The sequence below is a fragment of the Streptomyces sp. NPDC006208 genome (assembly GCF_040613775.1).
Lineage (GTDB): Bacteria > Actinomycetota > Actinomycetes > Streptomycetales > Streptomycetaceae > Streptomyces.
On record NZ_JBEXSW010000029.1, the window covers coordinates 1 to 22,615 of the forward strand.

Annotated in this window: 20 protein-coding genes and 2 pseudogenes; 2 read left to right on the forward strand and 20 right to left on the reverse strand. The window is 69.2% G+C overall.

Annotated elements, in window-relative coordinates; genetic code table 11:
• The 13 genes and pseudogenes from ABZ208_RS23360 to ABZ208_RS23420 form a co-directional block, all read right to left on the reverse strand.
• Nucleotides 1-182: pseudogene (locus tag ABZ208_RS23360) on the reverse strand (hypothetical protein); the annotation flags it as partial.
• A 35-nt stretch (nucleotides 183-217) separates the two neighbouring features.
• Complete coding sequence (locus ABZ208_RS23365; protein WP_356911394.1) at nucleotides 218-649, reverse strand: DUF2267 domain-containing protein; 432 nt, start codon at nucleotides 647-649, stop codon at nucleotides 218-220.
• Nucleotides 636-2,567: an MFS transporter gene (locus ABZ208_RS23370; RefSeq protein ID WP_356911395.1), complete on the reverse strand. Its 1,932-nt coding sequence runs from the start codon at nucleotides 2,565-2,567 to the stop codon at nucleotides 636-638. The genes ABZ208_RS23365 and ABZ208_RS23370 overlap by 14 nt, the downstream gene beginning before the upstream one ends.
• A 478-nt stretch (nucleotides 2,568-3,045) precedes the next feature.
• On the reverse strand, nucleotides 3,046-3,543 hold the full coding sequence (locus tag ABZ208_RS23375; protein ID WP_356911396.1) for an Hsp20/alpha crystallin family protein: 498 nt from the start codon (nucleotides 3,541-3,543) through the stop codon (nucleotides 3,046-3,048).
• Nucleotides 3,544-3,590: 47 nt separating this feature from the next.
• Nucleotides 3,591-5,372 (reverse strand): FAD-dependent oxidoreductase, encoded by a 1,782-nt coding sequence (locus tag ABZ208_RS23380; protein ID WP_356911397.1) that lies wholly within the window; start codon nucleotides 5,370-5,372, stop codon nucleotides 3,591-3,593.
• Nucleotides 5,372-5,632: a UBP-type zinc finger domain-containing protein gene (locus ABZ208_RS23385; protein WP_356911398.1), complete on the reverse strand. Its 261-nt coding sequence runs from the start codon at nucleotides 5,630-5,632 to the stop codon at nucleotides 5,372-5,374. Before ABZ208_RS23385 ends, ABZ208_RS23380 begins: the two co-directional genes overlap by 1 nt.
• A gap of 6 nt (nucleotides 5,633-5,638) precedes the next feature.
• Nucleotides 5,639-6,097 (reverse strand): thioredoxin, encoded by a 459-nt coding sequence (trxA, locus tag ABZ208_RS23390; RefSeq protein WP_356911399.1) that lies wholly within the window; start codon nucleotides 6,095-6,097, stop codon nucleotides 5,639-5,641.
• On the reverse strand, nucleotides 6,094-8,733 hold the full coding sequence (clpB, locus tag ABZ208_RS23395) for an ATP-dependent chaperone ClpB (protein ID WP_356911400.1): 2,640 nt from the start codon (nucleotides 8,731-8,733) through the stop codon (nucleotides 6,094-6,096). Before clpB ends, trxA begins: the two co-directional genes overlap by 4 nt.
• Nucleotides 8,724-9,131: a chaperone modulator CbpM gene (locus tag ABZ208_RS23400; protein WP_356911401.1), complete on the reverse strand. Its 408-nt coding sequence runs from the start codon at nucleotides 9,129-9,131 to the stop codon at nucleotides 8,724-8,726. Before ABZ208_RS23400 ends, clpB begins: the two co-directional genes overlap by 10 nt.
• A complete protein-coding gene (locus ABZ208_RS23405; RefSeq protein ID WP_356911402.1) occupies nucleotides 9,128-10,081 on the reverse strand; it encodes a J domain-containing protein in 954 nt (317 codons plus the stop codon). Before ABZ208_RS23405 ends, ABZ208_RS23400 begins: the two co-directional genes overlap by 4 nt.
• 6 nt (nucleotides 10,082-10,087) lie before the next feature.
• Nucleotides 10,088-10,705, reverse strand: coding sequence for a nucleotide exchange factor GrpE (gene grpE, locus ABZ208_RS23410; protein ID WP_356911403.1), 618 nt, complete (start codon nucleotides 10,703-10,705; stop codon nucleotides 10,088-10,090).
• An 8-nt stretch (nucleotides 10,706-10,713) separates the two neighbouring features.
• Nucleotides 10,714-12,612: a molecular chaperone DnaK gene (gene dnaK / locus ABZ208_RS23415; protein WP_356911404.1), complete on the reverse strand. Its 1,899-nt coding sequence runs from the start codon at nucleotides 12,610-12,612 to the stop codon at nucleotides 10,714-10,716.
• Nucleotides 12,613-12,664: 52 nt separating this feature from the next.
• Nucleotides 12,665-13,153 (reverse strand): general stress protein, encoded by a 489-nt coding sequence (locus tag ABZ208_RS23420; RefSeq protein ID WP_356911405.1) that lies wholly within the window; start codon nucleotides 13,151-13,153, stop codon nucleotides 12,665-12,667.
• 216 nt (nucleotides 13,154-13,369) lie between these two features.
• Between ABZ208_RS23420 and ABZ208_RS23425 the strand changes: the two genes are divergently transcribed.
• Nucleotides 13,370-15,151 (forward strand): helix-turn-helix domain-containing protein, encoded by a 1,782-nt coding sequence (locus ABZ208_RS23425; RefSeq protein ID WP_356911406.1) that lies wholly within the window; start codon nucleotides 13,370-13,372, stop codon nucleotides 15,149-15,151.
• Between the two features lie 36 nt (nucleotides 15,152-15,187).
• Here ABZ208_RS23425 and ABZ208_RS23430 read toward each other — a convergent pair whose 3' ends face one another.
• The 7 genes and pseudogenes from ABZ208_RS23430 to ABZ208_RS23460 all read right to left on the reverse strand — a co-directional run bounded on the left by ABZ208_RS23430 (nucleotide 15,188) and on the right by ABZ208_RS23460 (nucleotide 21,012).
• Nucleotides 15,188-15,466, reverse strand: a complete 279-nt coding sequence (locus ABZ208_RS23430; RefSeq protein ID WP_356911407.1) for a hypothetical protein — start codon at nucleotides 15,464-15,466, stop codon at nucleotides 15,188-15,190.
• Nucleotides 15,459-16,745 (reverse strand): IS701 family transposase, encoded by a 1,287-nt coding sequence (locus ABZ208_RS23435; RefSeq protein WP_356911408.1) that lies wholly within the window; start codon nucleotides 16,743-16,745, stop codon nucleotides 15,459-15,461. The genes ABZ208_RS23430 and ABZ208_RS23435 overlap by 8 nt, the downstream gene beginning before the upstream one ends.
• A 237-nt stretch (nucleotides 16,746-16,982) precedes the next feature.
• Entirely contained in the window at nucleotides 16,983-18,494 is a 1,512-nt protein-coding gene (locus tag ABZ208_RS23440; protein ID WP_356911409.1) for a serine/threonine-protein kinase, read from the reverse strand.
• A 362-nt stretch (nucleotides 18,495-18,856) separates the two neighbouring features.
• A pseudogene (locus tag ABZ208_RS23445) lies at nucleotides 18,857-19,000 on the reverse strand (transposase); the annotation flags it as partial.
• A 15-nt stretch (nucleotides 19,001-19,015) separates the two neighbouring features.
• The gene (locus ABZ208_RS23450) at nucleotides 19,016-19,903 is read right to left on the reverse strand and encodes a hypothetical protein (protein WP_356911410.1); all 888 of its coding nucleotides are present in this window, start codon (nucleotides 19,901-19,903) and stop codon (nucleotides 19,016-19,018) included.
• A gap of 151 nt (nucleotides 19,904-20,054) precedes the next feature.
• A complete protein-coding gene (locus tag ABZ208_RS23455) occupies nucleotides 20,055-20,486 on the reverse strand; it encodes a hypothetical protein (protein WP_356911411.1) in 432 nt (143 codons plus the stop codon).
• A 43-nt stretch (nucleotides 20,487-20,529) separates the two neighbouring features.
• A complete protein-coding gene (locus tag ABZ208_RS23460; RefSeq protein WP_356911481.1) occupies nucleotides 20,530-21,012 on the reverse strand; it encodes a peptidoglycan-binding domain-containing protein in 483 nt (160 codons plus the stop codon).
• Nucleotides 21,013-21,367: 355 nt separating this feature from the next.
• Here ABZ208_RS23460 and ABZ208_RS23465 point away from each other — a divergent pair, with 355 nt between their 5' ends.
• Complete coding sequence (locus tag ABZ208_RS23465) at nucleotides 21,368-22,354, forward strand: winged helix-turn-helix domain-containing protein (RefSeq protein ID WP_356911412.1); 987 nt, start codon at nucleotides 21,368-21,370, stop codon at nucleotides 22,352-22,354.
• Nucleotides 22,355-22,615 lie beyond the last annotated feature (261 nt).

A 22,615-nucleotide genomic window follows, 5' to 3' on the forward strand; every position in this document is an offset into this window, starting at 1 on the left:
GCCCTGCTCTCATGCCGGGCAGGCCCGCGATCACCCGATCGAGACTCCCGTTCGATCGACAGACCCCATGATCGGTATGGCAACGGCTTCTTAGGCCATTCGAAGGCCTCCTCGACGTCCTTGAGGAGCCGATTGGCCTTGTCCACCATGGTGTCGAACGAGGAGAAACCTGTCTCAACCATTTCCGTGGGCCTTTCGTTCTGGGCGCCTCATGGGCTCAGTCCGCGAGGTCGGCCTTGCCGAACAGGACCGCGTCACTGGAGGGGAGTTGGCTGATGATCTGGTTCAGCTCTCCGCCGGTGACAGCGTCGGCAACGGTGGTCAGGACCGCGCTGGCGTCCCACTGCGCCGTACGCGGCCGGGCATGAGTGCGCTCGGCGACCCGGCGGTAGAACTCTTCGATCCCGAAGCTCTGCGCCTGCTGCGGCGTGGCTTGGTCCAGAACTTGTCCCAGCGGGCCGGGCAGCTGGGATGCGAGGTCTTTGACCTCCCCCGGGCTGATCCGTTGGGCCAGCACTTCCAGCACGGCGTTGGTGACGTCCGCGGCTTCGTCCTGGTCGTTGTATTCGCCTCGCTCGCGTACACGGGCGAGGAATCCGTCGTATTCATCGCTGCCTTCCTTCTGCCCTCCCCGGTCACCGCTGATCACGGGGGGCGCCGGGTGCGCCGTCGGGCCGGCCGGGTCCGTCCGTCGGCGCGTAGCTGCCGTTCGCAAGGCTCTTGGCCCGGGACTCCCGCACGGACTCACGCAGGGCGCGGCGGAAGCGCCCGGGACCCCAGGAACTGCCTCCCACGGCCTGTTCGAGTCGGTTGCGGCTGGTCGGGCCGGCCTCTTGGAGCACGTGGGTGATTTGTTCGATCTCGTCGTCGAGGCGTTGTTCGGCCATGGCGGACGTACGGCTTGCCGTGCCCGCGGTGCCGGCCATACCCGGCGAGTACAGGGTGCTGCCCGGTCCGGTGCCCGGGCGGTAGCGGCGGGCTCCGGCGCGCTCCCGCTCCCGGCGGCGGGCGGTGCGGTCGGCGATCCGCAGTTCCCGCTCGTGCGCGGCCTGCCGGACGTGCGCGGGCCGGAGGCGGTCTCGTGCCTCCTGTGGCGCGGGCTCATTGCGCCAGGCCGCCTCGGTTTCCTCAGCGGTGAGCGGCCGGGTGATGTTCTCCAGGGACTGTTGTTCGGCCCGGACACCGAACAAGACCTCGGCCAGCCCGCCCAGGGCCATGGCTGCCGCTCCGACGATGAAGCCGATGGCCCCCAGGTCGGCATCGCCACTGTGAATCAAGTGGCCGAACAGCAGCGGGCCGGTGATTCCGCCCACGGCCGTGCCGATCGCGAAGAACAGCGAGATTGACAGGGCTCGGGTCTCCATGGGGAAGACCTCGCTCACCGTCAGGTAGGCCGAGCTCGCTCCCGCGGACGCCACGAAGAACGTCAGCGAGACCAGTAGGAAGAACCACCATGTCGTCAGGGAGCCGCTGATCAGCAGGACTGCGAGGACGGCTGCCACGACTGCCGAGCCGAAGTAGGTACCCGCGATCATCGGCTTTCTGCCAACGGTGTCGAACAGTCGGCCGAGAAGGAGCGGTCCGAGGAAGTTGGCGATCGCGAAGAGGGCAAGGAAGTAGGGGATCGAGCCGGAGCCGATGTCGAAGAAGCCGTTCAGGATCGTGCCCAGGTCGAAGACGACCGCGTTGTACAGGAAAGCCTGTCCGACGAAGAGCGCCAGACCGAGAACGGCGCGACGGGGGTACCGCCGCAGAGCCACGCCGGCGATCTCCGTGAACGGGATGACGTCGCGCTGCCGTACGGTGACCGCCTCGCCCGGTTCCGGCAGCTCGCGGCCGGTCTCTTGGTGCACCTCGGCCTCGATCCGGTCGACGATGCGTTCAGCCTCGGCTTGATGCCCGTGGATGAACAGCCAGCGCGGACTCTCCGGCACGTGGCGGCGTACCAGCATGATGCCCAGGCCCAGAATGCCGCCCAGGCCGAAGGCCAGCCGCCAGCCGAGGTCGGCTGCCAGCAGACTCTCGTTGAGAAGCAGCACGGCGACCAGGCTGCCGAGCGCCGCACCGACCCAGTAGCTGCCGTTGATGGCCAGATCCACCTGCCCTCGGTTGCGGGCAGGAATCAGCTCGTCGATGGCCGAGTTGATCGCGGCATACTCTCCGCCGATGCCCATACCGGTGATGAAACGGGCGAGGCAGAGGTACCAGGCGTCGTGGGCGAACGCGGTCGCGACGGTGGCGAGGATATAGATGCCGAGCGTGAGCATGAACAGCTTCTTGCGCCCGTAGCGGTCGGTGAGCCTCCCGAACAGGAGAGCGCCCGCACATGCGCCTGCCACGTAGATGGCGGCGGCAGTGCCTATGTCGGCGCTGGTCAGGTTGATGCCGCTGCCCGGCTCGGTCATACGGGCGGCAACCGCCCCGACGATCGTCACTTCGAGTCCGTCCAGAATCCAGACGGTTCCCAGACCTATGACGATCCGCCAATGGAATCGGGACCACGGCAGCCGGTCAAGCCGGGCGGGGATCTTGGTGGTGACAACACCGAGCTCGGCGGTGGTGGTCATGCCATGCCTGCTCGTTCAGGGCCATGAGCTGTTGCCTGGAGAGGACAGAACAGGCCGGAATGGGCCGGTCCGCATAGGGTGGTCTTCTGTGCTGCGCTGCCACCTTCTGGGACACCGTTTTCGCTTTCTCCATGAGGGCGACACGATGCTCTGGGACTGCGCGCGTGGGTGCGGAGCGGAGGGAAGCAAGCGATATCCGACGGCCCAGGACGCCGAGCGTTACGCACGGGCATTCGACCGCGAGGACCAGGCGGACATGGGCCGACGAGCACCGCTGGGTCTGCTCCCCCTTCGGCTGCTGCGCGCCTGGCGTCTGCGGCGCCGAAAGCAAGCCAGTGGGGAGCCGCGTGCCGCGTCTCCGCCGCCGTGAGGGGTCGGGGTCGTGACATGGGACGTCGTTCATGGCCGCCCCGGGTGTTGAGCCTCGGCGGCCCGGCCGCGGTGTCGGATGGGTGCCCGGAACCGCGGCGTTCGCGTCTCAGCCGCTGCTCCCGGTGCTTTCACTCGTCTCGCTGATCTCGACGTGCCGGGGCTTTGCGACCTCGGCCTTGGGCACGGTGACGGTGAGCACCCCGTCCGACATCTGCGCATTGATCTTTTCGGTGTCGACCTCTCCGGGCAGCCGCAGCCGGTACTCGAAGGCTCCGGTGCGGCGGGCGCTCCGGCGCAGGACGCCTTTGCGTTCCTTCTCCTTGATCTCTCCGGTGACCACCAGCTCCTGGCCGTTCGCTTCGACGTCGATGTTCTTGCTCTTGACGCCGGGGAGGTCGATCTCGACGTGGAAGGCGTCGTCGGACTCCGTGACATCCGCCAGGGGTGTCCACGCGACTGCCGGCGCCGCGCCTCCCACCGTGGATTCGATCAGTCCGCTCATCTCGCTGAGCAGTTGGTCGAACTCCGTCAGCGGATTGCGTGCCCAGCCAAGGGGCCTGTCCTGCATGGCACCACTGCGGTGGCGCCGGACGGGCGTGGTCATTCCCATCGCCTCCTTCTCCTTCTTGTGATCTCGTCGCCCGCTGGGTGTCATGCGAGCCAAGCGGACTCCTTCGGACGGGTGTGCGGGGAGCTGTCGGTGCCGCCGGGCGCGGCCGTGTGCTCCAGGTAGCGGTGCACGAAGTGGATGCTCATCGCGCCTTCTCCAACCGCGGAGGCCACGCGCTTCACCGAGCCGCTGCGGACGTCGCCGGCGGCGAAGACGCCAGGCAGGCTGGTCTCCAAGGTCAGGCAGTCGCGGCCCTGGCTCTGCCACAGTTCGGGAACGGAGCACGCCTGCGCCTCCGCGCCGGTGAGCACGAAGCCGCGCGCGTCGAGGGCGAGCGCGCCGGACAGCCAATCGGTGTGAGGGTCTGCGCCGGTGAAGACGAACAGGGCCCGCACCGCGAGGCGGCGGTGCTCGCCCGTACGCCGGTCGACCACGGTGACCGCCTCCAGCGCCTTGTCGCCGAGTGCCTCGGTCATCTCGGTGTGCAGCAGCACGCGCACCCGCGGGTGGCGCTCGATCTGATCGATCAGGTAGCGGGACATGTGCGCCTCGATGCTCGGCCCACGGACGAGCAGATACACCTGCGGTGCGTACCCGGTCAGGAAGAGCACGGCCTGCCCCGCGGAGTTGCCGCCGCCGACCACCGCCACCGGGTCGGTACGGCACTGCTGGGCCTCGTAGACGGTCGCCGAGTAGTGGACGCTCGCGCCCTCCAACGGCTCGATGCCGGGCACATGGAGGCGGCGGTAGCGGGCGCCGGTGGCCAGGACGACGGTACGGGCGGTGATCTCGCTGCCGTCGGCGAACCCAACGGCGTAGTGGCCGTCCCGCCGTTCGAGCCGGGCCGCCTCCGCCGGGACGCTGATCCGGGCGCCGAACTTGCCCGCCTGGAGCACAGCGCGCTCGGTGAGTTCGGCGCCGGAGATGCCGGAGGGGAAGCCGAAGCAGTTGTCGATGCGGGACGACGTCCCGGCCTGGCCGCCGGTGGCCATCGCCTCGACCACGGTCGTGCCGAGGCCCTCCGAGGCGGCGTTCACCGCGGCGGCGAGACCGGCCGGACCGGAGCCGACGATGAGGAGATCGCCGCGGCCGTTGCCCGACGGCAGAGGCGGCAGACCGATGAACCGGGCCAGTTCAGCGTTGCTCGGATTGCGCAGCAGGGTCGTGTCCCGCCAGATCACCAGCGGCGTCTGCTCCGGACCAACCGCGAAGCGGCGCAGCAGCGCCTCGGCCTCCTCGTCCGTCTCCAGATCGATCCAGCGGTGCGGCAGCCGGTTGCGGGCGGCGAACTCGCGCAGCCGCCGGGTGTCGGGCGAGTAGCGCGAGCCGATGATGCGGAAACCGGCGCCCTGCCCGACGAGCAGGGCACGGCGGCCCAGGCAGGCGCGCAGCACCACATCACCAAGGATGGAGTCCCGGGTCACCAGGTCACGCAGCTGATCCATGGACAGGGCGAGGATCTCGCCGGGGTCCCTGACCACGGCGGTGTAGAAGGCCACCTGTCCGTTCAGGAGGCCGAGTTCGCCGATGAAGCGGCCAGGGCCGTGCACACGCAGCAGGCGTTCGCCGGGTGTGCCGTAGCCCTCGACGATGGCGACCGAGCCACTGAGGACGACGTAGAACGTCTCGCACCGCTCCCCCTCCCGGATCAGCACGTCACCGGCGTCAGCCGCGTGCCGCCGGCCATGCTGCGCCAGGCGGGCCATCTGATCGTCCGACAGGCGGGGATAGGCGCCGTAGACGTCGGGGGTCTCGAAGGGGACGCTCTCCTCCGCCTCGTCCGGCACAGGCGCTGCGCCCGGCCGCGTCTCGTCGCCGGGCATCACACGAGCGCCTCGTGGACGAAGCACCACCGCCAGTCCTCGCCGGGCTCCAGCGACGCCACGATCGGATGGCCGTCGGCGGCGGCGTGACGGCGGGCGTGCCGGTTCGGCGAGGAATCGCAGCAGCCGACGTGGCCGCAGGTCAGGCAGAGCCTGAGGTGGACCCAGGGGGAACGCGCGGCCAGGCATTCCTCGCATCCCTGGGCGCGCGGGGTGACGGGGCGTACGAGGGCGAGGTGGGGGTCGGTTCGTACGGTCATGGCCGATCATCCTTTCCCGGCCGGTTCGCGGCCCGCGATCGACTGCTCCACCCACCGCCGCAGGACAGGGGCAGGTGCGGCACCCGACTGTCGGGCGATGGTCTGTCCTTTGTCGAGGACCAGCAGCGTCGGCACGGCCTGGACCTCGAACCGCCGCGCCAGGCGCGGGTTCTTGTCGATGTCGACCTTGACCAGCTTGATCTTTCCCGCGAGATCGGCGGCGACCTTCTCCAGCGCGGGGCTCACCATGCGGCAGGGGCCGCACCAGGTGGCCCACAGGTCGACGACGACGGGCACGGTGGCCTGCTCGACGACCTCGGTGAAGTCGTCGTCGCCCGCGTCGGCCATCCACGGCAGAGGCTGCTTGCAGTTGCCGCACCTGGGGCGGCCCTCGGCGGCCACGGGTACCCGGTTGGCGCGCCCGCAGTGCGGGCAGGTGGCGTTGGTGGCTTGCACGGTACTCATGCCGCCCTCGCTCCCTTCACGTCCTCGGGCTGGTCGTAGGTGACCACCAGCTCTCCGTGCTCGGCGTCGACGCGGACCTTCGAGCCGTCCTGGACGTCGCCGCGCAGCAGGGCGCGCCCGACCAGTGTCTCGACCTCGTGGGAGATGTAACGCCGCAGCGGCCGGGCCCCGTACACCGGGTCGTAGCCCTGGTGGGCGATCAACTCCCGGGCTGTGTCCGTGAGTTCGACGGTGATGCGGCGTTCGGCGACCCGCTGCCGCAGTTCGTCGAACTGCAGCTCCACGATCCGCTCGATCTGCCGCTCACCGAGCGGTTTGAACAGCACGATGTCGTCGACGCGGTTGAGGAACTCCGGGCGGAAGTGCCCGCGCAGCTCGCCCATCACCAGGGCGCGGGCATCCGGCTTGATCTCACCCTCGGCGGTGGCGCCGTCAAGGAGGTGCTCGGAGCCGATGTTGGACGTCATGATGATCACGGTGTTGCGGAAGTCGACGGTGCGGCCCTGAGCATCGGTGATGCGGCCGTCATCGAGGATCTGCAGCAGGGTGTTGAAGACATCGGTGTGCGCCTTCTCGATCTCGTCGAACAGCACAACGGAGTACGGCTTGCGGCGTACGGCCTCGGTGAGCTGGCCGCCCTCCTCGTAGCCGACGTATCCGGGCGGTGCGCCCATGAGCCGGCTGACGGTGTGCCGCTCCTGGTACTCGCTCATGTCGAGGCGGACCATGTTCCCCTCGGAGTCGAACAGGGCCCGGGCGAGGGTCTTGGCCAGCTCGGTCTTCCCGACGCCGGTGGGGCCGAGGAAGATGAACGAGCCGATGGGGCGGCGAGGGTCGCGGATGCCGGAGCGGGCGCGGATGATGGCGTCGGCGACGAGCTTGACGGCCTCGTCCTGGCCGATGACGCGCTCGCGCAGGATCTCGTCGAGGCGCAGGAGTTTTTCGCGTTCGCCCTCCTGGAGGCGGGTGACGGGGATGCCGGTCCAGGCGGCGACGATGTCGGCGATCTCCTCCTCGGTGACGACCTCGCGCAGCAGCCGGTTCTGCCCTTGTTTGGCGGCCAGCTGGTCCTCCTCTGCGGCGAGTCGGCGCTCCAGGTCCTGGAGGCGGCCGTAGCGGAGTTCGGCGGCGCGGTTGAGGTCGTAGGCGCGTTCGGCCTCCTCCGCCTCGTGGCGGACCTGCTCCAGTTCCTGGCGCAGTTCCTGCACGCGGCGGATCGCCTGCCTTTCGGCCTCCCACTGGGCGTGTTTGGCGTCGGCCTCGCCGCGCAGGTCGGCCAGTTCCTTGCGCAGTTCCTCCAGGCGGGCTTTGCTGGCGGGGTCGGTCTCCTTGGACAGGGCGGCTTCCTCGATCTCCAGGCGGGTGACGCGGCGGGTGATCTCGTCGAGTTCGGCGGGCATGGAGTCGATCTCGGTACGCAGCCGGGCACAGGCTTCGTCGACGAGGTCGATGGCCTTGTCGGGCAGGAACCGGTCGGTGATGTAGCGGTGGCTGAGGGTGGCCGCGGAGACCAGCGCGGTGTCCTGGATCTTCACGCCGTGGAAGACCTCCAGGCGTTCGCGCAGTCCGCGCAGGATGGAGATGGTGTCCTCCACGCTCGGCTCGTCGACCAGCACCTGCTGGAAGCGGCGTTCGAGGGCGGCGTCCTTCTCGATGTGCTTGCGGTACTCGTCGAGGGTGGTCGCGCCGATCATGTGCAGTTCGCCGCGGGCGAGCATCGGCTTGAGCATGTTGCCCGCGTCCATGGCCCCTTCGGCGGCGCCCGCGCCGACGACGGTGTGCAGTTCGTCGACGAAGAGCAGGATGCGCCCCTGGGCGGCCTTGACCTCGCTGAGCACGGCCTTGAGGCGTTCCTCGAACTCACCGCGGTACTTGGCGCCGGCGACCAGGGAACCCATGTCGAGTGCGAACACGGTCCTGTCGCGCAGTCCTTCGGGCACGTCGCCACGGACGATGCGCTGGGCGAGACCCTCGACGATGGCGGTCTTGCCGACGCCGGGATCGCCGATGAGGACCGGGTTGTTCTTCGACTTGCGGCTGAGGATCTGGGTGACGCGGCGGATCTCGGCGTCCCGGCCGATGACCGGGTCGAGCCTGCCGTCCCTGGCCTCGGCGACCAGGTCGCGGCCGTACTTCTCCAGAGCCTCGTAGGCCACTTCGGGGTTGGCGGAGGTGACGCGCTGGTTGCCGCGGACCTGGGTGAGCGCGCTCAGGAACGAGTCCCTGGTGATGCCGGCCTCCTTGAGCAGGCGCCCGGCGGCGGTAGACGACCCCTCCTCGGCAAGGGCGAGCAGGAGGTGCTCCACGGACACGTACTCGTCCTTGAGGCGTTTGGCCTCCCGTTCGGCGGCATCGAGCAGGCGGGCGAGGCGCTGAGTGACGAAGACCTGGCCGGGTGCCGCGCCGGGGCCGGTGACCTTCGGGCGGCGGGAGAGTTCCTCGCGCACGGCCGCGCGCAGTTCCTTCGGCTCGGTGCCGGCCTGTTGCAGCAACCGCGGGATCAGACCGTCCTCCTGATCGAGAAGTGCGAGCAGCAGGTGTTCCCCGTCGACCTCGGTCTGGCCCATGCGGACGGCCGCGGTCTGGGCCTCCTGGAGGGCTTCCTGGGACTTCTGGGTGAGACGGTTCATGTCCATGGGGGTGTTTCACTCCTCGTGCCGCGGCCGCGCAGGGCGGCTTCGAGCAGGCTGATGCGGTCGAGCAGGTCGAGCACCAGGCCGATGGATGCGTAGTTGAGGCAGAGTCCGGAGCGCAGCCGCTGGATGCGGGCGAGGACCGCAGGGGCCGTGGGGTCGAACACCAGGTGCCCCGCGGCGTCGCGTTCGGCGTCGACCAGGCCAAGGGCGACGAACCGGCGGATCAGATCGGGGTGGAGGCCCGAGCGACGGGCCACGGCGTCCAGGGAGAGCCTGGGGGCGGGCACGAGCGCGTACCGGACAGCCGTCGAGGCGGTGATGTCGGCGTCCGTTCGTACCGGACGGGCGCCCACGCCGGCCCGGCCGATGCTCCCCGCTCCCGCGGGTTGGTCGTTCATCGCGTCCTCCTGGGGTCGAACGAGGAAGTGGCGGCGAGCTCCTCGAACAGTTCGCGCTCCCGGTCGCCGAGGGCGGGAGGCACCATGACGCGAAGTTCGACGTACAGGTCGCCGTTCGCGTCCCGCGGGTTCGGCATGCCCTCGCCGCGCAGCCGCAGCCGTCGGCCGCTGGACGAGCCCGCAGGCACCGTGACCTTCGCCGTGCCGCCGCCGGGCGTGGGCACCGGCACGGTCGCGCCCAGGGCCGCCTCCCAGGGGGCGACGGGGACCTGTACGTGGACGTCGCGGCCGTCCAGCCGGAACTTGGGGTGGGGCTGGATACGCACCCGCAGGTACAGGTCGCCCGCGGCGGCGTCACCACTGCCCTGGCCACCCTCACCCGCCAGCCGGATGCGCTGCCCGTCGGTGACGCCCGGCGGCACGTCGACCTCGTACCGCCGCGGCTGCCCGGTGGGACCGGCGAGTGTGACGGTGCGACGGCCGCCTCGGTACGCCTCCTCGACGGTGAGCGGCAGTTCCGCCTCCTGGTCCGCTCCGGGGACGCCGCCTCGGGCGGCGCCGGCTCCGAACATGGAGCCGAGCAGGTCCTCGATGTCGATGCCCTCCGCGCCGAAGTCGTCTCCGAAGCCGGTGGTGTACCGGACGCGAGGGCCGCCCGCGCCTGCGGTCCTCCGACCACGGAAGCCGCCGCCCGCTCCGGCCGCGACCCGTTCGTCGAAGTCCTCCGGGATCTTCCGGAAATCCTCGCCGAAGCGGTCATAGCGGGCCCGGGTCTTCGGGTCCGACAGGACGCTGTACGCCTCGTTGAGGTCCTTGAAGCGTTCCTCCGCCCCCGGGTCCTTGTTGACGTCGGGGTGGTACTTGCGGGCGAGCTTGCGATATGCCTGCTGGATCTCGTCCTGACTCGCGGTCCGCGACACGCCCAGCACCTCGTAGAAGTCCCGTGCCATGACTGGTCACTCCCGCTTCGCGACAGTCACCGCGGCGGGCCTGAGCTGCCGTTCGCCGTCCCCGTAGCCCGGGCGCAGCACCTCGACGACCGTGCCCGGTGCGGTGTCGGGGTCCTGGAGCACGCCGACCACCTCGTGCCGGGCCGGGTCGAAGGCGACGCCGGTCTCGGCATGCCGCGGGTAGCCGAGCAGTTCGAGGACGTTCACCGCCTGGTCGCGTACGGCCCGGATGCCTTCCACGATCGCGCCGGGGTCGGCTCCGGCATGGGTCAGTGCGAGTTCGAGGTTGTCCAGGACGGGCAGGAAGGCGGCGGCCGTACGGGACCGCTCGACCGTACGCTCCCGCTCCAGTTCCCTGGCGTGACGCTTGCGAAGGTTGTCGAGGTCGGCGAGCGCGCGCCGCCAGCGGTCCTCCAGTTCCTGGAGCTCAGCCGTGTACTCGTCCTCGGACGGTGCGGGGCCGCCGGCCGCGTCGGGGCCGGGTTCCTCGTCCGTGGCAGGCCCCGGCCCGGTCGGCAGGCCCGAGCGCGGAAGATCCCCGTGAGGAGGGCGTACGGCACCCTCCGGAGCCGGGTCAGCCCGGTCCGGCACGGCCGGGTCGCCTTCCCTGGGGTCGATCGGCATGGCGTGCCTCAGTCCTTGTCGAACTCGGCGTCGATGACATCGTCGCCACCGCCACCACCATTCGTGGGACCACCGGTGGCGGTGTCCTGGCCGGGACCGCCCGTGGCGGCGCCGCCCTGATGCGCCACCAGCCCTGCCAGCACCTGCTGGAGTTCGGAGGTCAGGGGCCGCACCCGCTCCACGCCTGCCTCCTCCTTGACCGCCGCCCGGGCATCCGACACCAGCATCTCGGCGCGTGCCTTCTCGTGCGCGGGTGCGGCGTCGCCCAGCTCGGCGAGGCGCCTCTCGACCTGGTACGCGATGGCGTCGAGCTCGTTGCGGGCATCGACGGCCTCGCGGAGTGCCTGGTCCTGGCCCCGGTTGCGCTCGGCCTCCTGGACCATGCGTTCGACCTCACTGCGGTCCAGGTTGGAGCTCTCGCTGATGGTGATGCCCTGTTCCTTGCCGGTGTCCCGGTCGCGGGCCTTGACGTTGAGGATGCCGTTGGCGTCGATGTCGAAGGTGACCTCGATCTGTGGTTCGCCCCGCGGTGCCGGCCGGATGTCGGTGAGCTGGAACCGGCCCAGCACCCGGTTGTCGGCGGCCCGCTCGCGCTCGCCCTGGAGGACCACCACATCGACGGCCGGCTGGTTGTCCTCGGCGGTGGAGAAGGTCTCGCTGCGGCGCACCGGGATGGTGGTGTTTCGCTCGATGATCTTCGTCATCACTCCGCCGCGCGTCTCCACGCCCAGCGACAAGGGTGTGACGTCGAGCAGCAGGACGTCCTTGACCTCGCCCTTGAGCACCCCGGCCTGGATCGCGGCGCCCAGAGCCACGACCTCGTCGGGGTTGACGCTCATGTTGGGTTCCTTGCCGCCGGTCAGCCGGCGGACCAGAGCCTGGACGGCGGGGATGCGGGTGGAACCGCCGACGAGGATGACCTCGTCGATGTCGCTCTCGCCGACCTTGGCGTCGGCCATGGCCTGCTGGACCGGTCCCAGGCAACGCTCCACCAGGTCGCCGGTGATCTGCTCGAACGTCGACCGCATGATCGAGTCGGTGAGGTGCTTGGGGCCCGAGGCGTCAGCGGTGATGAACGGCAGGCTGACCTGCGTCTGCGTCACCGAACTGAGCTCGGTCTTGGCCTTCTCCGCCGCCTCGAACAGTCGTTGCAGCGCCTGCGGGTCCTTGCGCAGGTCGATGCCGTTCTCCTTCTGGAAGTCGTCCGCCAGGTAGTCCACCAGACGCCGGTCGAAGTCGTCGCCGCCCAGGTGGCTGTCACCGGCGGTGGAGCGCACCTCCACCACGCCGTCGCCGACGTCGAGGATGCTCACGTCGAAGGTGCCGCCGCCCAGGTCGAAGACGAGGACGGTCTCGTGCTCCTTCTTGTCCATGCCGTACGCGAGGGCGGCCGCCGTCGGCTCGTTGATGATCCGCAGCACCTCCAGTCCGGCGATCCGTCCGGCGTCCTTGGTGGCGGTGCGCTGAGCGTCGTTGAAGTAGGCGGGCACCGTGATGACCGCCTCCGTGACCCGTTCCCCCAGCTGCTTGGAGGCGTCGTCGGCGAGTTTGCGCAGCACCTGTGCGCTGATCTCCTCAGGCGCGTACAGCTTGTCGCGCACCTCGAAGCGGGCCGCCCCGCCGTCGCCCTCGACGACGTCGTACGCCACCGCCCTGGCCTCGTCGGAGATCTCGTCGAAGTGCCGGCCGATGAACCGCTTGGCCGAGTAGATGGTGCCCTTGGGGTTGAGGATCGCCTGGCGCCGGGCCAGCTGGCCCACCAGGCGCTCGCCGGTGTCAGTGAAGGCCACCACGGATGGTGTCGTGCGGTTGCCCTCGCTGTTGGGCACGACGGACGGCTCGCCGCCTTCCCACACGGCGATCACCGAGTTGGTGGTGCCCAGGTCGATACCCACTGCCTTGGCCATGAGGAACTCCTCCCGGTGCGGCGGCATGCGCCGGCACTGCGGATCCGATCGTTCAGGTATGGGCAGGACGTCTGGCGGCGCCGGTGTTCTCCAGCCCGCCGAGCAGCCGCACGGCCTCGTCGGCGACCGCTTCGTCCACGACGACGTCGTACCGGCTGGGCTCCATCGAGCGGACAGAGGCGTAGTCCCGGCGGCCGCCCTGCAGGGCATACAGCAGCAGTCCGAACAGCGCGCCTACGATCGCTCCGAAAATCAGGCCGTAGAGGGCGACGAGCAGGGCAGAGACGAGGGGGTCCACCCAGTCGACCAGGCCGAAGAGCCAGCCGATCAGCGCACCGGGCAGGGCCCCGCTCGCCGCTCCGTGCAGGGCGACCCTGCCGTAGTCCATACGCCCGATGACCTGCTCGACAAGGCGGACGTCCTGGCCGATGATGGCCACCCTCTGCACGGGAAACCCCTGGTCCGAAAGGTGGTCGACGGCACGTTCGGCCTCCTGGTACGTCTCGTACGTGGCAACGGGCCTGCGAGGCTGCTCGGTCATCGCCCAGTCCTTCCTGCCGGTGCGCACGACGGCCCCGGCACGCCCCACACTCGCGAACCGAGCAGGTCTACGCCTGCACCCGGCAGGTCAAAAAACAACGGCGCCCGTCGCCCCACGAGCACGAGACGAAGACTCATCTCGGGTAGGTTGGTCGGAGGGGCGTACAGGAAGGGCCGCCGTCACCTCTCAGAGGGGTCGAGGGAAGGGAGTAATCCCATGCCCGGCAACCGGGCGCACAACCTGTACCGCCGCCGCTCCGATCGGGAGAGCAGCCATCCGCGGGGCAGCGCCGGGCGGCCCCCCACGGCCGCGCGGAGAGGGCCCCGCCCACCCGTTCCAACCCCGACCGACCATGCCCTCCACGAACTGATGGAGCTCTCCCGCGCCCTGTTCGACACCCGGGACGAAGGCGAGATCCTGCGCCTGGCCATGGACCACATAGCCGTCGTAGGGCCATACAGCGCCGAGGCCGGATACCTCAGGGTGGACGGCGACCTCGTCCCCAGCCCGAGGGACGGGCAGATCCATGCCTTGACCGTGGACCGGAGGGTGAGGGAGCTGGCCGGGCAAGACGGCCCTGTGACCGTACCCGGCCGGCCCTGTGGCCAGGCCCTGGGGCTGCGCGGACTTGAGGGACTCCACGGCTACCTCGTGGTGACGTCCCGCTCTCGGCCCACCGAGGCAGAGCGATCCCTGCTCGCCACGCTCGTCCGGCACACAGCTGCTGCTCTGTCAGTCGCCTTCGCACACCGCCGCCAACGCGAGGACGCGCTGGAGCTGTACCGGCTGAGGGAGGAACGGACAGCCCTCCATCGGCAGCTGATCTCCGTCGTGGCTGAGCTGGGGTTCCAGCGGGCCGTTCACGCGCTCATGGACGACGTCGCTGCCTCGGGCGGCGGCGAGGAAGCCATCACCCGCGCACTGCACGGGCTCACTGGACTCCCCGCGCTGGTCGAGGACCGCTTCGGTCGGCTGAGGTCCTGGACCGGCCCCAGCCGCCCCGACCCCTATCCGGAACCGGACCCCGTGCGCCAGGACGAAATGCTGCACGCCGTCGCCCGGGAGGTCGGGACGGTGCGGATAAAGGACCGGCTGATCACCCTGGTCCGCCCGCACGGCGAGATCCTGGGCGTGCTGGCCCTGGTAGATGCCCGGGGCGAGGCCGACGAGCACACCGTGCTCGCGCTGGAACACGCCGCCACGTCGCTCGCCCTGGAGCTGGCGCACCTGCGTAATCTGGCCGAAGTGGAGCTGAGGCTGCACCGCGAGCTGGTCGACGACCTGCTGGCAGGGACGGACGAGGCGAGCGCCTACGCCCGGTCCGAGGCAGTCGGACACGATCTGCACCGCAGCCACTACATCGTCGTGGTGCAGTGGTCGAACCGGACGGCGGACGATTCCTTCGCGCAGACCGTGGGCCGGGTGGCCTCTGCCGTGGGCATGCGCTCGCTGCTGACCCCACGTTCCGACCACGTGGTCCTGGTCGCCGACGCCAGGCCGCACGCCCGCGCGCTGTACGAGGCGCTCGCCCGGGAGACCGGGACACGGTCAGGGACGATCGGGGTGAGCGCCCCTTGCGACTCCCTGGACGACATCCCCCACCGCTACCAGGAGGCGCGGCGCGCCCTGGAAGTGCGCCGCCACTCCCGCGAGCCCTACGGCACGACGTTCTTCGACGAGCTTGGCCTCTACCGCATCCTGGGACCTGGCAACGATTACCGGGAGCTAGAGACGTTCGTCCACCAGTGGCTCGGGCAGCTGATCGACTACGACTCCCGGCACCACGCGGCCATGGTGGAGACCCTGTCCCATTACTTCGACTGCGGCGGCAACTACGACGAGACCGCAGAATCCCTCGCGATCCACCGCAGCACGCTGCGCTATCGGCTTCAGCGCATCCGCGACATCAGCGGCAACGACCTCGCGAACGTCGAGGACAGGCTGAACCTCCAGGTGGCGACCCGAGTGTGGAAGATCGTGCTGGGCGGACCCGGCTGATGTGGCTCGTCACGCTGCTTTGGCCGGGGATTGCGTTCACTGTCGGATTGGTGAGTCGGGTGCGAAGTTGGTCTTCGGCTCGGCGCGCCAGCGTATGTAGGCGCCGATGGCGGCGTTGTGCTCACCGTGGGTGCGGTGGCCGGTGCTGTTGAGTGCGAGGTAGCGCAGGGCTGCGAACTCCGATTCGGTCCAGTTCAGCCTGGAGCCGTGTAGTGGGTGGTGCGGCGGATTTGCCGCCTTGTCGTCCTGCCACGCGGCGCGGGCATCGGCGACGATGGCCAGGACTTCCAGGGAGAGAATGACACCTTCACCCACGAGGAGCGCGGCGATCTCCCAGATCTGGGCGGTCGTTGGCCCCTGGTACTTGCCGGCCGCATTGCGCGGCGCGGCCGGCACCGGCTCGGCCGGCAGGGCGGCCCTGGCCGGGGCGGGGCGGGGGCAGGCTCCTTGCGGCAGGTGAGGGCACGGGCGGCCTGCTGGCGGGTATCCCACAGCGGCCGACATGCCACCCCGGCCATCGGTCCATCCGTACCGGGCAACCCCCGCCTGGAGCGTGGTGAACGCCCAGCTGCGCACGGTGCTTGAGTCCTCGCCGGTGACGGGCTGAAAGCGATGGGCCGCGGGGTAGATGTCCCACGCGGTACGGCGGCCGTTGTCGGCGCGCCACACCAGATCGGTCGCCATAGGCGATCTCGTCGGGATTGCTGATGCTGCGCCTGGCCAGTGCCCACCGCATCCGGTGGGGGACCTCGCCCTGATAGTCGAACTCGGCGACGGCCGGCAGCCGCACCGCTGCCCAGTGGTAGACGCGGGGCCCCTTCGCGCCGTCGCCGCAGGAGATCTTCTCCCACGCTTCGTCCGGGGCCTGCGCGAACAGGCCCTCGATCCGTGAACAGCCCACGCTGAACTGGGACTTGGGGACGGCCAGTACGTAGCCGACACCCGACTGCTCCAGCAGCCGGCGGAATCGGTTGTCCTGACCGTAGGCAGAATCCGCGGTGACCCAGGTAATGGGCAGCGGCGAGGCGAGGGCCCGCAGCACCATGTGCCGGGCCAGTTCGCCTTTGGTGGCGAACTGGCGCTCGTCGGGGACCCTTGCGGTGCGGCAGCGTTCCCGGTCCTCAGTCCAGGACTCCGGGAGGTAGAGCTCGCGGTCGACCAGAGCCCGGCCGCGGGCGGAGGCGTAGGCGGCGAAGACACCGATCTGGCAGTTCTCGGTCCGGCCGGCAGTTCCGGAGTACTGGCGCTGGACCCCGGCTGAGGTGGTGCCCTTCTTGATGAACCCGGTGTCGTCGATGATCAGCACGCCGCCGGCCTCGCCGAGCTTGTCGGCGACGTATTCCTGCAGGTCGTCGCGGATGTCATCGGGCTCCCACTTCGATCCGGCGGGGAGGTGCTGCAGGCCGTCGGGCGTGGGGTGGCCAGCCTGTTCGGCCAGCTGCCAGCTGTTCTTGCGGGCCACCGGAGCGAGCAGCCCGCGTACGTAGTCACGCATGCGGCGGCGGAGCTCGACCCGGCCGAACCGATGCCCGATGGTCAGGAAGAGATCGTCCAGTTCGAGGTCCCACTGCGCGGCGGCATACTCAGTGATCACCCTCGGAGGCTGCCCCGCCGCTGTCACTTCCTGCGGCGTTGTCGCACGATCGAGGGGCGGTCTCCGTGAGACCGCCCCTGCACGATCGAAGTCCCGCTACACTCCCGCCACCCGGCGAAAGACCAGGTCAGACAGCGAAATCCTGCTGGAGTACTAAGTGGTCTGGGACAACTGCCTGCGGGTGGATGGCTCATGCGACGGGACGGCAGTTGCGGCTCCGGGGCCATCGGAGCACGGTCAGTTGGCGGAGCTCCGGAAGGAGCGCAGGAAGACGCCCAGCGCGCCCCGGTTCGTGGCGTCGTTCCAGTTGTCTGCCGGGGTCGTCCAGCGCAAGGAGAAGCCACGGCCGGAGCCGATGAGGAAACCGCGGCCGAGCGTGCGCTCGCGGACACCGGTGTCCTCGGAGAACCACTCCATGTCCGCCGCGTCGAGGCCACGGTAGTCGGCGGCGCGGATGTCGCCCAGCCGCTCGTAGTCGACGAACACTCGCTTCAGGGACGGCTCCAATGCACGCCAGACTGCGACGGGGTCCGGTCCGAGCTGATCGCTGTAGGTGATCGCCAGCGTGCGAGGGTCGCCGGACGCGCCGAACGTGACGCGGTAGGACGCATCGGCTGAACCGCTGCGGTCGAGCGGCTTCCACCCGGTGGGCAGGTCGATGGAGAACCCCTCCGGAGCCTCGTAGTTGTAGAAAGAGTCAGGGTCGGCGGTTCCGCTGGGGGCCGGGCGGGACGGCGTGGGGTCCGACGCGGAGGGGCCGTCGTCCGATCCTCCGGTCAGGGCGAGGGTGGTGAGCGAGGCCCCGACCATGGCCAGCGCCAGGACCTTGAGGAGGGCGGGCCGACCGACAGTTCGTCTGCTCCATACCCGCCCGGTCCGCCGGACGGCAGCGTACGCGTCGCGTAGGCAGGGGAGCGGCGCCGCCTGCTTTGGTTCCTCGGGATCCTCGCGCAGGATGCGGGTGAACGCCGCGCGGACCACCGGCGCGGGCAGGCGCTCCTGCAGGTCCCTGCGGAGCAGCCCCTGGATGGCAGGGCCGAGCGACCCCGCGCTCCGCAGGGGTCGGATGGGCCGCAGGTCAACCGCTCGCAGCGTCGCCTCGACCGGTCCACGGTCAGGGACAGGCGGACGCCCCTCTACCATCATGTACAAGATTGCCCCAAGTGCCCATAGATCTGACGCGGGTTCCGTGCCCTCGCCGCGGGCTTGCTCGGGAGAGGCGTACGACGGGGCGGTAACGCGTGGGGCCGACACGTTCCCCAGCAGCCCGAAGCCGGCGACCAGCGTTCCGCCGTCCTTGCGCACAAATACTTGCCCGGGGCTGAGATCGCCGTGCGTGATGCCTTCACGATGGGCCGCCGCGAGAACGTCGAGGATCTCCAGGCCTATGCGGGCAGCGCGGACGTAGTTGACCGGGCCTCGTGACAGGAGGTCGCTGAGGGGAGCGCCCTCAATCCGATCCATGACCGTCCACACGGCGCCGTTCTCATCCAGGACGTCGAAGACAGTGGCCGCCCGGCCGGGGCAGGTCAGCTCCATGGCTTCGGACTCGCGCAGAATCCGAGCGGCGGTGCGGCGTGCACCGGTGGCCTGAACTGGCCGCGCCTCCATCAAGGAAACCGGCCGTCCGAACCGGACGTCCTGACCGTGCCAGCCGATGCGGCCTTCCTCACGGTATACGACCTCCTGCGGCCAATAGCGAGCGGCGATCAACTCCTGCGTGGTGGCTTGCCCTTCGGTCACTGTCATCCCTTGCTGCGCGCCGGTCTCTCGCCTTTCTCAGTTGTACGGCGGGACTGACCGCGGGTGTTCAACGCGTACGCGATTTGGGGGCCGGATCTTCGTCCGCCCCAGCCCACGGCGAAGCTGTTGTGCCGGCACGGCCTGCCGGAGAAGTTCGACCTCGGGCAGGCCGTGGACCGGCCGGTTGTACCTGGATGTGCCCACCTGCCGGCTCCTTGTCGCTGCGCATCGACACGAGCATGGTCGCGACCGGTGCGCAGCACCGCTCGCGGCCATGCGTGTTGAGTGCACCGCCACTCTCGGGGGGCCTCCGACCTCGACCCGACCCGGTCAACCCCACCGGCCCGCTGCGCACCCGGCTCACGTCCGGTCTTGGCCTCACCGGGATGGAGATCGACGATCCGCCGCATCGTCAGCCCGGGCAGATAGGCGACGGGGCGGCCCATATCCCGGGCCACCGCCAGCGGCAGGGCGCCGATGGAGGCCGGCTGGTCCACGATCACCAGCACAGTCCAGGTGCCGGAACTTCAGGGCACGGTGGTCAGGACTTTCGCCGCGTTCCGAGCCCGGGTGCGCAACAGGGACGCGAGTGCGGCAGTGGGGCTGTCCTTGGAATCGATGATGAGGGTCTCGTACGTGGTGATCAGATCCTTGAGCACCCCCGAAAAGTTGACGTCGGCCCGGCAGTCACGGTCTGCGACGGCTGTTGCCTTCTCCAGTGCAGACACGTGCTTGCCGGCTGCCTCTGCCCACCGAGGGTCGCCCTGTGCCGCGTCAGGATCCGCGTACTCGTATCCGCGTTTCGCCATGCAGGAATGCCACGCACTGACGACCAGCTGAAACCGATCGTCGGAACGCGCCCTGTCCGATGCCTGCTGCTCGAGAGCCTGAAGGGCCCTCTCCGCAACGACGGAGGGGTCACCGCCGGGCACGGCGATCCGAGTGTCGCCGCCGTTGAGCCGGCGGCGCATCTGTCCGTCACACCCTCCTTGAGGGACGGGCTTTCCACGGAACGAAGAGACTGTTCCTTCGAACACCGGCATCTGCTGGGCGGAGACAACGATCGGTCGGCTCTCTCGCCGAGCCGCCGCGGACATCTCCGCGGCGAAGTCCGCAGGACCGCGGTATCCGTACTTCTCGACTTTCTGAGCCCCCAGCCAACCGAGCACGGTGGCGTTCTTGGGGTACTTCGACGGGTGTACCCGCGGTGTGCGGAGGTCCAACCCCATCGAGTTCATGCATCGGCCCAACAGGTGCATGGTGGCCTTCTGCACACGCACGTTCTCTTCCTTCGACAACTCCAGCGCGTCGAACGGAAGGCGGAGTTCCTTTACTGACGCCGCCTCCTGCGTCACGAGGGCCGGTGTTTTTTTCACCTGTCCCGCCGAACATCCTGCAAGCGTGACAACGGCCATGGCGGGAGCGGCAAGCAGGTAGCCCGACGACCATGAAGTACGCATGATCTCCTCAACATTGGGGGTTCATCATGTCCTGCCTGAGGGCGTCTCCCGCGCCCGTGAAAGGGGGAGAGACGCCCCAAGGGCCAGCGCACCGGCCGACTGATGGCTAGCGCCAGATGACGGCGGGGCCGTACACGACGTTGGAGTGCTGGTACTTGGCCTGCACCTTCCAGGCGTGCGTGTCATCCACGCCGGCGGTGTAGTCGTACGACCAGCCGCCACTGCCGTTCCGGTTGCCGCACTGATAGATGGTGCGGTTCGCCTCGTTGACCCAGATCAATGCCACGAGGTCCGTCTCGCTGTCGTTGACCAGCTTGGCCCACGCGTACCACCGTCCGCGATGTGTGCCCTCGCGTACCACGATGTACTCCCCGGGGTCGCCGACGAACTGCTTGGTTCCGGCGACGTTCCTCTGGCTGGAAGCCTCGGCAGGGTTCTGCAACCAGCTGCCGCACCACACCGGCGCTGCCGCCGCAGTGGGTGCGGACAGGGTCACCGTCGCCGTGGCGACTATGACGGCCGCTGTCGTTGCAGTCATCAAACGCTTCAGCATGCTTCCTCTTCCGTCGAGTGAGTTCTGGCTACTGCCCGCCCGGGCCGTTGACCCGGTCGCAAGCGAATCCAGTGACGCGCCACTGGAGCGCGTCCCGGCTTTGGGGTCCGTATACTCCGTCGGTCCGTTGCCCCTCTTGGGCCTGCGCGCGCCGCAACGCCGCCTGAGTGCCGGCTCCGAAGACCCCGTCCGCGGTCAGGCGTGCGTCGTAGCACGCGTTCAGCGACTGCTGCAGCACTGTGACAGCGCGTGAAGAATTGCCTTGCGCCAGCAGACAGCTGACAGCCCTTCCCGCCGCTGGAAGGGACGTGGTTGATCCGTGAACCGTCGTATAGGTCACGCTCGTTCTGCACGTCGGGTGCTGTATGGACCGCCGCGCGGGCGGGCTGCGTCGTGCCGACGCTCGCAACGCAGACGAAGAGGAACAGCGTGGCGCTCCACCGGCGACGAGCGAAGGGGGAGGCCGTGCTGGATCGGTTGAGTGTTGTCGAGCCGGCCGTTGGCGCAGCATGAGCCGGGTGCGCTCGAGTACTTGGCACAAGTGACTCCCTTGGGGATCCTCGGCGGACACGGGCTCCAGCCCCCGTCCACCACCACTGTGACCGACTCGCTCAGCCGCCTCCACGGTTTGCCTTCTCCTGCAAACCTCCAGGTCACAAGCCCCCTTCAGAGTGAGTGATCACCACTGAAGAGCGCCCGGATCACCCCCAGGTCGTGCCGTCCGAGCGCACTCGGCCGACCGCATGTCCGGCTCAGCGGCGGACAAGGCCTGTCCGGGACATGTCCCGGACGCCGTTCCCTGTTGTCTGTCCGCCAACGTGGCGCGTGCACTCGACGTGGGAAAGCAGACGAGCGCAGGGGGGACCATGTTGCGCATTCACTTCACCGGCGAGGACATACGTCGGATCGTCGTGGCGGATCGGCCCGACCCTCTGTGGGATGTGCTTCTCAGCCTGCACATGCTGCAGGACCGCGCCGGCACTCTGGCGTTCGGCGAATGGAGACGCAGGACGCGGGCTGCTGATGCGCCCAGTGCCCGGCTTCTGGCGGATCTGGCCCGTCCCTGGGGATACTCCCCGGACTTCCTCACCCCTGGGCGTGGCGATGCGGATTTCGACACTCAGCTCGACGCGCTTCTGTCGACCCCCCGGTCCAGGCTCCAGGCAGACATGGCGTGTCTGGCTGCCGAGGCCCCTCTGACTCGATGGGCGAAGGCGCTCGCCGCAGGGAACTTCGGGGCGCTGAAGCAACTGGGAGAAGCGCTGACCGCCTATCGCCGCGTGGCGTTGGAGCCCTACCAGGACCTCATACACAGTCAGGTCATGGCCGACCGGGATCGACGTGCCCGGACGCTCCTGTCAGGCGGTACGGATCGGCTGCTCGCCGATCTGCACCCGAGCATGGTGTGGCGGCCCCCCGTGCTCGAGATTGCCGTGTACGCCGACCAGGACGTCCACCTGGAAGGACGAGGGCTGGTACTCGTTCCTTCGTTCTTCCTGCGGATCCAACCGATCACCTTGATGGATCCGAGCAGGCCTCCCGTGCTTGTCTATCCGCTGCCTCCACGGCTGGGCTGGCTCACGCCGAACAGCAACCGCACGGCGCACGCACCTCGTGAGCGAGTGATCACACTGCTCGGCCGCACGCGAGCAGCGGTGCTGGAAGCAGCCGCGGGTACAGGAACCACCACCCAGCTGGCCGCACGCGCAGGGGTGTCGTTACCGGTGATCAGTCGGCACACGGCTGTCCTGCGGGAGGCAGGCCTGTTGGTCACCTGGCGGGAAGGGGGCATGGTCCGACACCGTGTCACGGGGCTCGGTCTTGCCGTGCTCAATGGTGAGCTTCCCGCTTGATTTCTCCTCAAGGGGCGTTCTTGCGGGACGAACGGCACAGCTCAACAACCTCGTTCGGCCTGCTCTGTCGGCACCACCCCGAACCACGGTCATGAATCAAATGAGGAAGATTGTTCAGGATGCGGTGCTGCGAGTACGGACGGTGCCGAGTTGCTGGAGGGCGACCGTCCGCGGGCCGCGGTAGTCGGTCCAGGCGAAGCTCTTGCTGCTGGCACGCTCTCGACATCCAGGGCGAACTGATTTCCGTGGCAACCATTGGGC